11 protein-coding genes are annotated in these 15,085 nt (G+C 68.6%); 7 read left to right on the top strand and 4 right to left on the bottom strand.

The window, feature by feature from the left end; all coding sequences use genetic code 11:
• Positions 1-7 precede the first annotated feature (7 nt).
• From DWB77_RS13970 to DWB77_RS13955, 4 genes are read right to left on the bottom strand one after another with little or no spacing between them, the layout of a single operon-like run.
• A complete protein-coding gene (locus DWB77_RS13970) occupies positions 8-778 on the bottom strand; it encodes a succinate dehydrogenase/fumarate reductase iron-sulfur subunit (RefSeq protein ID WP_120721586.1) in 771 nt (256 codons plus the stop codon).
• Positions 775-2,703 (bottom strand): fumarate reductase/succinate dehydrogenase flavoprotein subunit, encoded by a 1,929-nt coding sequence (locus DWB77_RS13965; RefSeq protein ID WP_120721585.1) that lies wholly within the window; start codon positions 2,701-2,703, stop codon positions 775-777. The genes DWB77_RS13970 and DWB77_RS13965 overlap by 4 nt, the downstream gene beginning before the upstream one ends.
• Before the next feature lie 15 nt (positions 2,704-2,718).
• On the bottom strand, positions 2,719-3,549 hold the full coding sequence (locus DWB77_RS13960; protein ID WP_120721584.1) for a hypothetical protein: 831 nt from the start codon (positions 3,547-3,549) through the stop codon (positions 2,719-2,721).
• Between the two features lie 18 nt (positions 3,550-3,567).
• Complete coding sequence (locus tag DWB77_RS13955) at positions 3,568-3,861, bottom strand: hypothetical protein (protein WP_120721583.1); 294 nt, start codon at positions 3,859-3,861, stop codon at positions 3,568-3,570.
• Positions 3,862-4,193: 332 nt separating this feature from the next.
• On the opposite strand from DWB77_RS13955, the gene DWB77_RS13950 reads away from it, so the two are divergent.
• The 7 genes from DWB77_RS13950 to DWB77_RS13920 all read left to right on the top strand — a co-directional run bounded on the left by DWB77_RS13950 (position 4,194) and on the right by DWB77_RS13920 (position 15,076).
• Positions 4,194-6,533: an ABC transporter family substrate-binding protein gene (locus DWB77_RS13950; RefSeq protein WP_120721582.1), complete on the top strand. Its 2,340-nt coding sequence runs from the start codon at positions 4,194-4,196 to the stop codon at positions 6,531-6,533.
• A gap of 290 nt (positions 6,534-6,823) precedes the next feature.
• Complete coding sequence (gene typA / locus DWB77_RS13945; protein ID WP_120721581.1) at positions 6,824-8,734, top strand: translational GTPase TypA; 1,911 nt, start codon at positions 6,824-6,826, stop codon at positions 8,732-8,734.
• Between the two features lie 503 nt (positions 8,735-9,237).
• Positions 9,238-10,875, top strand: a complete 1,638-nt coding sequence (locus DWB77_RS13940) for a peptide ABC transporter substrate-binding protein (RefSeq protein ID WP_120721580.1) — start codon at positions 9,238-9,240, stop codon at positions 10,873-10,875.
• A 135-nt stretch (positions 10,876-11,010) separates the two neighbouring features.
• A complete protein-coding gene (locus DWB77_RS13935; RefSeq protein WP_120721579.1) occupies positions 11,011-11,937 on the top strand; it encodes an ABC transporter permease in 927 nt (308 codons plus the stop codon).
• Positions 11,930-12,865, top strand: coding sequence for an ABC transporter permease (locus tag DWB77_RS13930; RefSeq protein ID WP_120721578.1), 936 nt, complete (start codon positions 11,930-11,932; stop codon positions 12,863-12,865). The genes DWB77_RS13935 and DWB77_RS13930 overlap by 8 nt, the downstream gene beginning before the upstream one ends.
• An 11-nt stretch (positions 12,866-12,876) precedes the next feature.
• Positions 12,877-13,935 carry an ABC transporter ATP-binding protein gene (locus tag DWB77_RS13925; RefSeq protein WP_120721577.1) on the top strand — a complete coding sequence of 353 codons (1,059 nt, stop codon included), beginning with the start codon at positions 12,877-12,879 and terminating at the stop codon, positions 13,933-13,935.
• Positions 13,928-15,076 (top strand): ABC transporter ATP-binding protein, encoded by a 1,149-nt coding sequence (locus DWB77_RS13920; protein WP_120721576.1) that lies wholly within the window; start codon positions 13,928-13,930, stop codon positions 15,074-15,076. Before DWB77_RS13925 ends, DWB77_RS13920 begins: the two co-directional genes overlap by 8 nt.
• The last annotated feature ends 9 nt before the right edge of the window (positions 15,077-15,085 follow it).

Raw genomic sequence — 15,085 nt, 5'->3', positions numbered from 1 at the left:
GACACCGTCAGGAGTCCCGGCGCCGGATCCGGCTGCCCAGCCACACCAGGGGGTCGTACTTGCGGTCCACCGCCCGCTCCTTCAGCGGGATCAGCGCATTGTCCGTGATCTTGATGTGCTCGGGGCACACCTCCGTACAGCACTTGGTGATGTTGCAGTAGCCGAGCCCGTGCTCGTCCTGCGCGGTCCGCTTGCGGTCGAGGCCCTCGTCCCCGGCCGCGTCCAGCGGGTGCATGTCCAGCTCGGCCACCCGCATCAAGAAGCGCGGGCCCGCGAACGCCGCCTTGTTCTCCTCGTGGTCACGCACCACATGGCAGGTGTCCTGGCACAGGAAGCACTCGATGCACTTGCGGAACTCCTGCGAGCGCTCCACGTCGATCTGCGCCATCCGGTACTCGCCGGGGGCCACCCCCTTGGGCGGCACGAACGCCGGGACCTCGCGCGCCTTCGTGTAGTTGAAGGACACGTCCGTCACGAGGTCGCGTACAACGGGGAAGGCCCGCAAGGGAGTTACGGTGATGACCTCCGCCGGATCGAACACCGACATCCGCGTCATGCACAAAAGGCGTGGCCGCCCGTTGATCTCCGCGCTGCACGAACCGCACTTGCCCGCCTTGCAGTTCCAGCGCACCGCGAGATCGGGGGCCTGGGTGGCCTGGAGGCGGTGGATGACGTCGAGGACCACCTCGCCGTCGTTCACCGCGACCGTGAAGTCGGTGAGCTCACCGCCCCCGGTGTCGCCCCGCCAGACCCGGAAGCTCCCCTCGTACGTACTCAACTCTTCAGCTCCTCTTCGGCGAGGTACTTGACCAGCTCCTCCTTCTCGAAGAGGGAGAGCAGATCGGCACGGACGGGGTCGGTCTCCTCGCGGGCGAGCCTGATCTGGCCGCGCTCCGACTCGGGTGGCGCGAGCCCCTCGGTGGGGTCGGCGAGGTGGCAGAGCAGGTTCACCCGGCGCCAGGCGCGGTCCATCCCCGGCCAGTCCTCGCGGGTGTGGCCGCCGCGGCTCTCGGTGCGTTCCAGCGCGGCCCGCGCCACGCACTCGCTCACCAGGAGCATGTTGCGCAGGTCGAGCGCGAGGTGCCAGCCCGGGTTGAACTGGCGGTGCCCCTCCACCCCGGCCCGCCGGGCCCGCGCGCGCAGTTCGGCGAGCCTGCTCAGCGCCTGACGCATCTCGCCCTCCCGGCGGATGATGCCGACCAGGTCGTTCATGGCCTGCTGGAGCTCCTGGTGCAGGGTGTACGGGTTCTCGACGGGCGAGCCGTCCTCGGGGGCCTCGGCGCTGAAGGGGCGAAGGGCCTCCGCGGCCGCCGTGTCGATCTGGATCTCGTCCACCGCGGGGCGCGCGGCGAGCGAGGCAGCGTACTCGGCGGCGTGCAGCCCGGCCCGCCGGCCGAACACCAGGAGGTCGGAGAGCGAGTTCCCGCCGAGCCGGTTGGAACCGTGCATGCCGCCCGCGACCTCACCGGCCGCGAACAGGCCGGGCACCCCTCGGGCCGCGGCGGTGTCGGAGTCGACCGCGATGCCGCCCATGACGTAGTGGCAGGTGGGGCCGACCTCCATCGCCTCGGCCGTGATGTCGACGTCCGCCAGCTCCTTGAACTGGTGGTACATGGACGGCAGTCGGCGCCGGATCACCTCGGCCGGCATCCGGGTGGAGACGTCGAGGAAGACGCCGCCGTGCGGAGTGCCGCGGCCCGCCTTCACCTCGGCGTTGATGGCGCGCGCGACCTCGTCGCGGGGGAGCAGCTCGGGCGGGCGCCGGTTGTGGTCGGGGTCCTCGTACCAGCGGTCGCCCTCGGCCTCGGACTCCGCGTACTTCTCCTTGAAGACGTCCGGCACGTAGTCGAACATGAACCGCTTGCCCTCGGAGTTCCGCAGCACCCCGCCGTCGCCCCGGACCGACTCGGTGACCAGGATGCCCTTGACCGACGGCGGCCAGACCATGCCGGTGGGATGGAACTGCACGAACTCCATGTTCAGCAGCGGCGCCCCGGCGAGCAGCGCCAGCGCGTGTCCGTCGCCGGTGTACTCCCAGGAGTTGGAGGTCACCTTGAACGACTTGCCGATGCCGCCGGTGGCGAGGACCACCGAGGGCGCCTCCAGGACGAAGAACCGGCCGCTCTCGCGCTCGTAGCAGAACGCGCCCGAGATGCGGTCGTCGTCCTTCAACACCCTTGTCACGGTGCATTCCTGAAAGACCTTCAGGCGTGCCTCGTAATCCCCGAACTCCCTCTTGTCCTCCTGCTGAAGGCTCACGATCTTCTGCTGGAGGGTGCGGATGAGTTCGAGGCCGGTGCGGTCGCCGACGTGCGCGAGACGCGGATACTCGTGGCCGCCGAAGTTGCGCTGGGAGATCCGGCCGTCGGCGGTACGGTCGAACAGGGCGCCCCAGGCCTCCAACTCCCATACCCGCGCGGGTGCTTCACGCGCGTGCAGCTCGGCCATCCGCCACTGGTTGAGGAACTTTCCGCCGCGCATCGTGTCGCGGAAGTGGACCTGCCAGCTGTCCTTGGAGTTGACGTTGCCCATGGAGGCCGCGATGCCGCCCTCGGCCATGACGGTGTGCGCCTTGCCGAAGAGGGACTTGCAGATCACCGCCGTACGGGCCCCGCGCTCCCGTGCCTCGATCGCGGCCCGCAGACCGGCGCCACCCGCGCCGACCACGACGACGTCCCACTGCTGCCGTTCCAGCTGAGTCATTCAGGCTGCCTTCATTCAGAAGAACCTCGGATCGTCGAACGCCCCCGTGGCGAGCAGATACACATAGAAGTCGGCGAGCGCCACACTGATCAACGACGTCCAGGCAAGCAGCATGTGACGCTCATTCAGCTTGCCGACCCAGCCCCAGAGCCGGTAGCGCACCGGGTGCTTGGAGAAGTGCCGCAGCCGGCCGCCGACGATGTGCCGACAGGAGTGGCAGGACAGCGTGTACGTCCAGATCAGCGCGATGTTGACCAGGAACACCAGGCTGCCGAGCCCCATGTGGCCCCACCGGTAGTGCTCGTCGCGGAAGGCGAGCGCCGTGTCGTAGGTGAGGATCCCGGCGACCAGGACCGCGAAGTAGAAGAAGTACCGGTGGAGGTTCTGGAGGATGAGCGGGAAGCGGGTCTCGCCCGAGTACTTCGTGTGCGGCTCGGCCACCGCGCAGGCGGGCGGCGAGGCCCAGAAACCCCGGTAGTACGCCTTGCGGTAGTAGTAGCAGGTGAGCCGGAAGCCGAGCGGGAAGACCAGGATGAGCAGCGCGGGGGACAGACCCCACCAGCTGCCGAAGACGTCCGCGTTCGGGCCGTGCCGCATGGGCGCGCAGTTGTCGGCGAGGCACGGCGAGTAGAACGGCGAGACATAGGGCGCGTGGTAGTAGTCCGCGTTCGCGAACGCCCGCCACGTCGAGTAGACGACGAAGGCGAACAGCCCCGCGGCGGTCACCGCCGGCGCCAGCCACCAGCGGTCGGTGCGCAGATGGCGGGGTGCGATCGCGGCGCGCGAGGCGTCATGGACGCCGGTGCGCCGCCCCGCCGGGCGAGAGGGTTCCGTGCCTGTGGCCAAGAGTGGCTCCCGTGGAGGTCAGGGGGTGCGCCGGCCGCGGGACCGGGTGCTCCCGAGCCCTTCGTCGTCGGAGTCGGTCCAGAGCGAGGCGTCGTACGGGGCGTCGGGGATGGTGACCAGGTCGGGCCGGGCCGTGGCTCCCGGCGGCGCCGCCTCGCGGAGCAGGGCGAGGCTCTCGCGCAGATGGCCGGCGTCGGTCCGTACCCGCCGGATGTCCAGGCCGTGTCCGACCTCTTTCTCCAGGCGCCCGACGGTTCGTACGAGCTCGTCCAGGCAGCGCTCGGCCGCCGTCAACTCGTCGTGCAGGGACATGACGTGACTGCCTTTCGCCGGAGCGGGTGGCAATGCTCATGCGCCTGAGAGTGTCGCGCCTCACATGCGCGGTTGTGAAGGTGCGTGCACGGGGTTGTGGGGTTGCGGATTCCCGGCGCGCCCCGTGGGAGCCCCACTCGGTGCGCGGCGGCTGTCCGGCGGCCGCCGATGACCGGGTCCGAGGGGCGCGTTCGGCCGCACGGGTGGGGTTCGGGGCCCGCTGCGCCGTGTCGCCGCCCTGGGAGGGGGCCCGTCCTCTTCAGTGACTGGGATACGTGTGATCATCGCGAAATGGCATCAAATCCCATAAATCTGACGAAGAGGTACAAGCCATGTCCCACGTCGGTGACCCGAACGGGAGGGCGCCCCGGATCGTCGCGGCGATCCGGACCGCGGCCTCGCTCCGGTCGCGCTCCATCGCCCTGTTGACCACCGGAGTGCTCACGCTCCCCGTGCTGACCGGCTGCGGCTCCGCCGACGGCGGGACCGCCGCGGGCGCCGCGCCCCAGGACATCGGGGCCGCGGCCCGGGAGCGCGTCGCCGACGGGGGCACCCTGAAGTGGGCCGTCGACGCGATGCCCGAGACGCTCAACACCTTCCAGGCAGACGCCGACGCCACGACCCAGCGGGTCGCCCAGGCGGTGCTGCCCGCCCTGTTCACGCTGGACGAGCACGGCCGCCCGCAGCGCAACGCCGACTATCTGGAGTCCGCCGAGGTCGTCCAGCGCGAGCCCAAGCAGGTCGTCCTTTACAAGCTCAACCAGAAGGCGGTGTGGAGCGACGGCCGCGAGATCGGCGCCCCCGACTTCGTCGCCCAGTGGCGCGCGCTCAGCGGCAAGGACGCGGCCTACTGGACCGCCCGCAACGCCGGGTACGAGCGGATCGAAAAGATCGAGAAGGGCGCCAACGACCTGGAGGTCAAGGTCACCTTCGCCAAGCGGTACGCCGACTGGCGCTCCCTGTTCAGCCCGCTCTACCCCAAGGACGTCACCGCCGCCCCCGACGCCTTCAACGACGGCGCCCGTACGCGCCTGAAGGCGACCGCGGGACCCTTCCGGGTCAAGGAGACCGACCGCGCCAAGGGCACCATCACCCTGGAGCGCAACCCCCGCTGGTGGGGCCGGCCCGCCAAGCTCGACACCCTCGTCCTGCAAGCCGTACCGCGCGACAAGCGGGCCGAGGCGCTCGCCGGGGGCAGCGTCGACATCGCCGAGATCGACCGCGCCGACGCCGACCGCATCAAGCTCGCCGAACGCGACCGGGGCCAGGCCGTCACCCACGGCCCCGCCGCCGCCATCACGCCCGCATCCGCGCTGCGCTCCTGGGCGATCGCCCACGGCGCCGAGGACGACAAGGCCGAGGCCGAGCGGGAGGCCCGCAGGGCGAGCCGGGCCGCCGTCGAGAAGTACGCCGCGGAACAGGCCGGGCTGCGCGGCTTCGCCATCCGCAAGACCCTGGAGCCCGCCTACACCCAGCTCGCCCTCAACGGCGCCTCCGGGCCGCTCTCGGACGAGCGGGTCCGGCGCGCGGTGGCCCGCGCCCTCGACCGCCAAGAGATCGCCGAGACCGTCCTCAAGCCGCTCGACCTGCCCGCCCAGCCGCCCGGCAGCCATCTGGCGCTGGCCGGCCAGGACGCATACGCCGACAGCAGCGACGCCCTGGGCAGCCACGACGAGAAGGAGGCCCGCGCGCTGCTCGCCGACGCCGGCTGGACGTCCGGCGGGGCCCGGCAGAAGCCCCGGCAGGAGGCCGCCAAGGCGGGCAGCAGAGCCGACTCCGAGCACGACGTCGAGGACGGCAAGCGTCAGGCGTCCGGCAACCACCCCAACGACGAGGGCACCTACATCGTCGGCGACGACAAGCCCGCGGGACCGGGCTCCGGCTCCGGCGCCGGGACCGGGACGCATGTGCTCGCCCCGGCCCGCACCGCCGCCCTCCAGCGGGCCGCGCTCCTCGACCAGGCCCGGGTCTTCGAGGCCGACCCCGCCGACCAGGCCAAGAAGACCGACCGGAACACCAAGACCGAGGCCCGCCTCAAGGGCGGCGCCCCCGGCGCGTACGCCCCCAAGGGCACCGCGGCCCCCGCGCCGCAGGGCGGGCCGCTCGGCAAGGACGGCAAGCCGCTCACCCTGCGCTTCGTCCTGCCCTCGGGCCCCGGCTCCGAGTCGCTGCGCAACGTGGGCGACAGGATCGTCGCCATGCTGAAGGACGTCGGCATCAACACCGAGATCGTCAAGGTCGCCGACGACAGCTACTTCAAGGACCACATCGCCTCGGGCGACTTCGACCTGGCCCTGTACTCCTGGCCCGGCACCGCCTACCCGGCCACCGACGACCGGCCGATCTTCGCCAAGCCGGAGCCCGCGTCCGACGGCTCGCTGCTGGTCGAGCAGAACTACAGCCGGGTCGGCACCGACCACATCGACCAGCTCTTCGAGCAGGCGGTCGGCGAGCTCGACGAGGACGAGGCCCGCGAACTCGTGCAGAAGGCGGACGCCAGGATCTGGGCGGCGGCCGGCTCGATTCCGCTCTACCAGCGTCCGCAGCTGGTCGCGGTGAAACCGAATGTGGCCAATGCCGGAGCCTTCGGCTTCGCCGCCCCGAACTTCCAGGACATCGGGTTCAAGAAGCCGGAAACGGCGCACAACGGATCGGCGAACAACGCGAAGTAGAACGGTAAACCAGCAGGTCAGAGGGGGCCGCCCGGATCGGCCCCAAGCTCAGAACCTGCTCAATTCCCTTGCCCGCCGGCCCCGCCGGCGGGCAAGGTCGTACCTGCCCCTGACCCAGGCTCAATCACTGTGTAGACCCCTGCTCCGGATCGACGGAATCGGCCCGGGAGGCCATCGGCGCGGCGGCCCCGTACCATGGGAGGCAGCCGTGGCCTGTCCGCCCGGCGGGCGGACGAGCACTCGACCGCGTCAGATGCCTGATCCCACGATCGAGAGAAGCGCCAGTCAGTATGCCCACGCGCCACGACATCCGTAACGTCGCCATCGTCGCCCACGTCGACCACGGCAAGACCACCCTGGTCGACGCCATGCTCAAGCAGGCCGGTGCCTTCGCCGCGCACGCCGCCGAGTCGCTCGACGACCGCATGATGGACAGCAACGACCTGGAGCGTGAGAAGGGCATCACGATCCTCGCCAAGAACACGGCCGTCAAGTACCACCCCAAGGATGGCGGCGACGTCATCACCATCAACATCATCGACACCCCGGGCCACGCCGACTTCGGTGGCGAGGTAGAGCGCGGTCTGTCGATGGTGGACGCGGTCGTGCTGCTCGTGGACGCCTCCGAGGGCCCCCTGCCGCAGACCCGCTTCGTGCTGCGCAAGGCCCTTCAGCAGCGCCTGCCCGTCATCCTGTGCATCAACAAGACGGACCGCCCCGACTCCCGGATCGACGAGGTCGTCAACGAGACGTACGACCTCTTCCTCGACCTGGACGCGGACGAGGACCAGATCGAGTTCCCGATCGTCTACGCCTGCGCCCGTGACGGCGTCGCGTCGCTGACCAAGCCGGAGAATGGCACCGTGCCGGCCGACAGCGACAGCCTGGAGCCGTTCTTCACGACGATCCTGTCGTCCGTGCCGGCCCCCGAGTACGACGAGAGCGCCCCCCTCCAGGCGCACGTCACCAACCTCGACGCCGACAACTTCCTCGGCCGCATCGCGCTGCTCCGCGTCGAGCAGGGCGAGCTGCGCAAGGGCCAGACCGTCACGTGGATCAAGCGTGACGGCACGATGTCCAACGTGCGCATCACCGAGCTGCTGATGACCGAGGCGCTCACCCGCAAGCCGGCCGAGGTGGCCGGCCCCGGTGACATCTGCGCGGTCGCCGGTATCCCCGACATCATGATCGGCGAGACCCTGGCCGACCCGGAGAACCCGATCGCGCTGCCGCTGATCACGGTCGACCAGCCCGCCATCTCCATGACCATCGGCACCAACACCTCGCCGCTGGTCGGCCGCGGCGGTGGTACCGGCAAGGGCGCCGACGCCAAGTCCCATGTCAAGGACCGCAAGGTGACGGCCCGTCAGGTCAAGGACCGCCTCGACCGCGAGCTCATCGGTAACGTCTCGCTGCGCGTGCTCGACACCGAGCGCCCGGACGCCTGGGAGGTCCAGGGCCGTGGTGAGCTCGCGCTGGCGATCCTCGTCGAGCAGATGCGCCGCGAGGGCTTCGAGCTGACCATCGGCAAGCCGCAGGTCGTCACCAAGCTCGTCGACGGCAAGGTCCACGAGCCGGTCGAGCGCCTCACGGTGGACGTCCCCGAGGAGCACATGGGCGCGGTCACGCAGCTCATGGGCGTCCGCAAGGGCCGCATGGACAACATGTCCAACCACGGCTCCGGCTGGGTCCGCATGGAGTTCGTCGTTCCCTCCCGCGGCCTCATCGGCTTCCGTACGGAGTTCCTGACGAACACCCGCGGTACCGGTATCGCCCACTCGATCCACGAGGGCCACGAGCCGTGGTTCGGCACCCTGACGACCCGTAACAACGGTTCGCTCGTGGCCGACCGGGCCGGTTCGGTCACCCCCTTCGCCATGATCAACCTCCAGGAGCGCGGTGTGCTGTTCACCGAGCCCGGCACCGAGGTCTACGAGGGCATGATCGTCGGTGAGAACTCGCGTGCCGACGACATGGACGTGAACATCACCAAGGAGAAGAAGCTCACCAACATGCGTGCCGCTTCCGCCGACAACACCGAGAACGTGGTGCCGGCGCGCAAGCTCTCCCTGGAGCAGTCCCTGGAGTTCTGCCGCGACGACGAGTGCGTCGAGGTGACCCCGGAGGCCGTGCGCATCCGCAAGGTCGTCCTGGACGCCAAGGAGCGCGGCCGCACCGCGTCGCGCGCCAAGCGCAACTGACGTACCCCGTACGCCCCGAAGGCCCGGCCCCGCTCATGTGCGGAGCCGGGCCTTCGGCGTGGGCGGCGGGGGTTTGAACTTCGGCGTACACACGCCTGGGCGATCAAGTACAAAGGACTGTCAAAGAGGCCCCTGGATCATGTCCGCGGGGCCCTACGGTCAAGTTGTTTTAAGGTGCACCCTGTTCGGATATCGACCGTCGCTCTCCGGAAGATGTGTTAACGGTCCGTTTCGGGTGTGTCTGTCTGTGCTCATTTTGTCCGGATTTCGGGCCGTTGACCGTTACTGATGTTGTCAAAACGAGACCCTTTAAGTGTGGTTTACAGCCCGGCCGTACTTAATAGTTGGCTCCATTGAGCTCGGGTCAATGGGTCACGCACTGTGGGGAGTGCCGACTCACGAGCACACTCGGGGTACTTGACGTCAAAGCGCTGTCAGGGGTGTCAGCGCGCGTAGAAGTGCCCCCTCTTGTAGTGACAAGTGGACTCATGAGGAGGAAACCCATGCGTGGTGCTACGAGCGCCAAGTGGGTCGCGGGAGCGGCAATCATCGCCCTGGGCGCCACCGCTTGCGGCGGTGGCGACGGCAAGGGATCCGATGCGAAGGCCGCGGTGGACGCCAACGGCGTCTACAGCTACCAGAGCAGCGAACCGCAGCACCCGCTGCAACCGGCCAACGCCATGGAGGTCGGTGGCGGCCGTATCGTCAAGAACCTGTTCCGCGGGCTGACGGACTACGACCCGGCGACGGGCAAGCTGCGGAACCAGATGGCCGAGAAGATCGAGACCACTGACTCCCAGCACTACAAGATCACCATCAAGTCCGGCTGGACCTTCCACGACGGCACTCCGGTGACCGCCGCGTCCTTCGTGGACTCGTGGAACTGGTCGGCCAACACCAAGAACAACCAGGTCAACTCCAACTGGTTCTCGGACATCGCCGGTTACACCGACGTCCACCCCGAGAAGGGCAAGGGCGACCCGACGACCGACAAGATGTCCGGTCTGAAGGCGATCGACGACAAGACGATCCAGATCGACCTGACGGCGCCGGTCTCGTACTTCCCGTACAAGCTCGGTTACACGGCCTTCTCGCCGCTGCCGAAGGCGTTCTTCACCGACCCGAAGAAGTTCGGCGAGGCGCCGGTCGGCAACGGCCCCTACCAGTTCGTCAGCTGGGAGCACAACAAGGCCGTCACGCTGAAGGCGTACGCCGGCTACAAGGGCGAGGACAAGCCGAAGAACGGCGGCATCGTCTTCAAGAACTACACCCAGGCCGAGGCTGCCTACAAGGAGCTCACCTCGGACACCCTGGACGTGCTCGACCAGGTCGACCCGACCGACCTCCCGAAGTACAAGGCGGACCTCGGCAACCGCGCCGTGGACCAGCCGCAGGGTGGCATCACCTCCATCGCCTTCGCCATGTACGACGCGGCCTGGAAGGCCCCGGAGAAGGCCAAGGTCCGCCAGGGTCTGTCGATGGCGATCGACCGCGACACCATCACCAAGACGGTGCTCCAGGGCTCGCGTCAGCCCGCCGACGGCTGGGTCGCCCCGGGTGTCGCCGGCTACAAGCAGGGCACCTGCGGTGAGGCCTGCACGTTCAACCCGGCCAAGGCCAAGGAGCTCATCGCCGCGGGCGGTGGCGTCCCGAACAACAAGGTCACCATCCTCTACAACGCCGACGGCGGTCACAAGGAGTGGGTGGACGCGGTCTGCAACTCCATCCGCCAGGCCACCGGCATCGAGTGCAGCGGCGACCCGAAGCCCGACTTCAAGACCGCCCGTGACCTGATCGACGGTCACAAGGTCCCCAGCATGATGCGGTCGGCGTGGCAGCAGGACTACCCGCTGAACGCCAACTTCCTGCGCGACATCTACGGCACGGGCGCCTCGGCGAACGACTCGCTGTACTCCAGCCCGGAGTTCGACAAGTTCTCGAAGGACGCCGACAAGGCGACCAACGTCGAGCAGACCACCGCGCTGTACCAGCAGGCCGAGGCCGTTCTGGCCAAGGACATGCCGTCCATCCCGCTCTGGTACTACAAGACCAACGCGGGCTGGTCGAACAACGTCCAGAGCGTCAAGTACGACTCCTTCGGCGACCCTGTCTTCACGCAGGTCGAGGTCAAGAAGAAGTAACCAGGTCGGCATCCGGCCCACCCCCAAGCTCCGCAATCGCGGAGCAGGCACAGTGAAGACGCGGCCGGACGCTCCCCCCTACTCTCTGGGGGAGCGGTCCGGCCGCCGTCGCGCCGACCCATCTATGGAGGCACCATGGGGCGTTATGTCGCGAGGCGACTGCTCCAGATGATCCCGGTATTCCTCGGGACGACCCTGCTCATCTTCCTGATGGTGTACGCCCTGCCGGGCGACCCCGTCAGAGCCATGTGGGGCGACAAGGCGGCAGACCCCGCCCAGCTCGCCGCCATCAAGCACCAACTGGGCCTGGACCAGCCGCTGTGGAAGCAGTACTGGGACTACATCTCCAACCTGGCCCACTTCGACTTCGGCATGACCATGTCGGGCCGCAAGGTCACCGATGTGATGAGCGAGGCCCTGCCGGTCACCGTCCGGCTCTCGCTCATGGCGTTCGGCATCGAGGTCGTCCTTGGCATCCTGCTCGGCGTGCTCTCCGGTCTGCGTCGCAACAAGCTCATGGACAAGCTCGTCCTGGTCATCACCCTGCTGGTGATCTCCGTGCCGATCTTCGTCCTGGCCTACGTCTTCCAGGCGGTCTTCGCGGACGGCCTCGGATGGGTCAAGCCGACCGTCCAGGACTCCATGGACCTGGGCCAGTTGATGCTGCCGGCCATCGTCCTCGGCTCGCTGTCGCTCGCGTATGTGGCCCGGCTCTCGCGCACCTCGATCGTCGAGAACCTGCGCGCGGACTACATCCGTACCGCGGTCGCCAAGGGTCTGCCCCGGCGCCGGATCATCGTCCGCCACCTGCTGCGCAACTCGCTCATCCCGGTGGTGACCTTCCTCGGAACCGACCTCGGCACCCTGATGGGCGGCGCGATCGTCACCGAGGGCATCTTCAACGTGCAGGGTGTCGGAAACGCGCTCTACCGCGCCATCAACGGCAAGGAGGGTGCGACGGTGGTCGGTTTCGTGACCGTCCTGGTCGTCGTCTATCTCCTCTCCAGCCTGATCGTCGACCTGCTCTACGCGGTCCTGGACCCGAGGATCCGGTATGCCTGACACCATCGAGAAGACCTCGGTCCCCGGAGCGGCGGCCGTGAACGCCCCGGCCGACCAGGTCGACAAGCCGCGCAGCCTCTGGTCGGACGCGTGGGGCGACCTGCGCCGCCGCCCGGTCTTCGTGCTCTCGGCCCTGCTCATCCTGCTGCTGATCGCCATCTCCATCGCGCCGAGCCTGTTCACCTCAGTGGACCCGCGCGCCGGCGACCTGCGCAACCACTACCTGACCACGCCGAACTGGGGCCACCTCTTCCAGCCGGACTGGTTCGGCTACGACGGCCAGGGCCGCAGCATCTACGCCCGTACGCTCTACGGCGCCCGGGCCTCGATCACCGTCGGCATCTGCGTGACCGGCGCGGTCACCCTGCTCGGCGGAATCACCGGCATGGTCGCCGGTTACTTCGGCGGCTGGGTCGACACGGTGGTCTCCCGCATCACCGACATCTTCTTCGGCATCCCGCTGCTGCTCGGCTCGCTGGTGATCCTCAACGCGTTCACCAACCGCACCGTGTGGACCGTGGTGTTCGCCCTCGGGGTGCTCGGCTGGACCCAGATGACCCGTGTCATGCGCGGCGCCGTGATCACGGCCAAGGCCGCCGACTACGTCACCGCGGCGCGTGCGCTCGGTGCCGGCACCTTCCGGATCATGCTCCGGCACATCCTGCCGAACGCCGTCGCCCCCGTGATCGTGGTCGCCACGATCGCGCTCGGCGGCTACATCGGCGCCGAGGCGACGCTGAGCTACCTCGGTATCGGACTTCAGGACCCGACCATCAGCTGGGGCATCGACATCTCCTCGGCCAAGAACGTGATCCGTACGGCCCCGCACGCGCTGTTCTTCCCGGCGGCGATGCTGAGCCTCACCGTGCTCGCGTTCATCATGCTCGGCGACGCGGTCCGCGACGCCCTCGACCCCAAGCTGCGCTGAGGAGGGCGTACGTGACCACTATCGACAAGACCCTCGACGTCCCGGCACAGCGTCCCTCCGGGGACGGCCCCGGTGCGCTGCTCGAAGTCCGTGACCTGCACGTGGAGTTCCACACCCGTGAGGGTGTGGCCAAGGCGGTCAACGGTGTCAACTACTCGGTGAACGCGGGCGAGACCCTCGCCGTGCTCGGCGAGTCCGGCTCCGGCAAGTCCGTGACCGCCCAGGCGATCATGGGCATCCTCGACATGCCGCCGGGGAGGATCCCGCAGGGCCAGATCCTCTTCCACGGCCAGGACATGCTCACCATGTCCAACGAGGAGCGCCGCAAGATCCGTGGCCAGAAGATCGCGATGATCTTCCAGGACGCGCTCTCCGCCCTCAACCCGGTGCTCAACGTCGGCTACCAGCTCGGCGAGATGTTCCGGGTGCACCAGGGCCTGTCCCGCAAGGACGCCAAGCTCAAGGCCATCGAGCTGATGGACAGGGTCAAGATCCCGGCCGCCAAGGCCCGGGTCAACGACTACCCCCACCAGTTCTCCGGCGGCATGCGCCAGCGCATCATGATCGCGATGGCCCTCGCCCTGGAGCCGGACCTGATCATCGCGGACGAGCCGACCACCGCGCTCGACGTGACCGTCCAGGCCCAGGTCATGGACCTGCTCGCGGAGTTGCAGCGCGAGTACAACATGGGCCTGATCCTGATCACCCACGACCTCGGCGTGGTCGCCGACGTCGCGGACAAGATCGCGGTCATGTACGCGGGCCGCATCGTCGAGCAGGCCCCCGTGCACGAGATCTACAAGCGCCCCGCGCACCCGTACACCAAGGGCCTCCTGGAGTCGATCCCGCGCCTGGACCAGAAGGGCCAGGAGCTGTACGCGATCAAGGGGCTCCCGCCCAACCTCCTGAAGATTCCGTCGGGTTGCGCCTTCAACCCGCGCTGCCCGATGGCGCAGGACATCTGCCGCGAGGAGGTCCCGGCGCTGCTGTCGGTGACCGAGCGGGACGGCACCGATCTGGTCGGCCGCGGCAGCGCCTGCCACTTCTGGAAGGAGACGATCCATGGCTGAGCTCGACAAGAAGGACGAGGCCGTGGACGCCACCCCCAACGTCACCGACGTCATCAAGACGGATGCCTCCACGACCACCGAGGTCGAGGCCATCCTCGACGCTCCGGTCGACCGGGGTGAGCCGATCCTCCAGGTCCGCAACCTGGTCAAGCACTTCCCGCTGACCAGCGGCATCCTGTTCCGCAAGCAGGTCGGTGCGGTCAAGGCCGTCGACGGCGTCTCCTTCGACCTGTACCAGGGCGAGACGCTGGGCATCGTCGGCGAGTCCGGCTGTGGCAAGTCCACCGTCGCCCGGCTCCTGATGACGCTGGAGCGGGCGACCGCCGGCGAGGTCTTCTACAAGGGCCAGGACATCACCAAGCTGTCCGGGCGCGCGCTGAAGGCGGTCCGCCGCAACATCCAGATGGTGTTCCAGGACCCGTACACCTCGCTGAATCCGCGCATGACGGTCGGCGACATCATCGGGGAGCCCTTCGACATCCACCCCGAGGTGGCCCCGAAGGGCGACCGGCGCCGCAAGGTCCAGGAGCTCCTGGACGTCGTGGGCCTCAACCCGGAGTACATCAACCGCTATCCGCACCAGTTCTCCGGCGGTCAGCGCCAGCGCATCGGCATCGCCCGCGGCCTGGCCCTGAACCCCGAGATCATCATCTGCGACGAGCCGGTCTCCGCCCTGGACGTCTCCGTCCAGGCCCAGGTCATCAACCTGATGGAGAAGCTCCAGGACGAGTTCAACCTGTCGTACGTCTTCATCGCGCACGACCTGTCGATCGTCCGGCACATCTCCGACCGGGTCGGCGTGATGTACCTCGGCAAGATGGCCGAGATCGGCACCGACCAGCAGATCTACGAGCACCCGACGCACCCCTACACCCAGGCGCTGCTCTCCGCCGTCCCGGTCCCCGACCCGGACGCGCGCGAGCACCGCGAGCGGATCATCCTCACCGGTGACGTCCCCTCGCCCGCCAACCCGCCGTCGGGCTGCCGCTTCCGCACCCGGTGCTGGAAGGCGCAGGAGCGCTGCTCCACCGAGGTCCCGCTGCTCGCGATCCCGGAGCGCTACCAGGGCGTGGACAGCCCCGTCGCACACGAATCGGCGTGCCACTTCGCCGAGGAGAAGGACGTGGTCGGCGCCGCCTGACGCCGACAC

The organism is Streptomyces hundungensis, from assembly GCF_003627815.1.
GTDB classification, from domain to species: domain Bacteria; phylum Actinomycetota; class Actinomycetes; order Streptomycetales; family Streptomycetaceae; genus Streptomyces; species Streptomyces hundungensis_A.
This window is presented reverse-complemented; position numbering and strand designations above follow the sequence as displayed.

Excerpts from the sequence above, each read along its gene's own strand:
- DWB77_RS13955 (WP_120721583.1), bottom strand. The coding sequence starts at position 3,861 with ATGTCCCTGCACGACGAGTTGACGGCGGCCGAGCGCTGCCTGGACGAG.
- DWB77_RS13930 (WP_120721578.1), top strand. The coding sequence starts at position 11,930 with ATGCCTGACACCATCGAGAAGACCTCGGTCCCCGGAGCGGCGGCCGTG.
- DWB77_RS13965 (WP_120721585.1), bottom strand. The coding sequence starts at position 2,703 with ATGACTCAGCTGGAACGGCAGCAGTGGGACGTCGTCGTGGTCGGCGCG.
- DWB77_RS13950 (WP_120721582.1), top strand. The coding sequence starts at position 4,194 with ATGTCCCACGTCGGTGACCCGAACGGGAGGGCGCCCCGGATCGTCGCG.
- DWB77_RS13940 (WP_120721580.1), top strand. The coding sequence starts at position 9,238 with ATGCGTGGTGCTACGAGCGCCAAGTGGGTCGCGGGAGCGGCAATCATC.
- DWB77_RS13920 (WP_120721576.1), top strand. The coding sequence starts at position 13,928 with ATGGCTGAGCTCGACAAGAAGGACGAGGCCGTGGACGCCACCCCCAAC.
- DWB77_RS13935 (WP_120721579.1), top strand. The coding sequence starts at position 11,011 with ATGGGGCGTTATGTCGCGAGGCGACTGCTCCAGATGATCCCGGTATTC.
- typA (WP_120721581.1), top strand. The coding sequence starts at position 6,824 with ATGCCCACGCGCCACGACATCCGTAACGTCGCCATCGTCGCCCACGTC.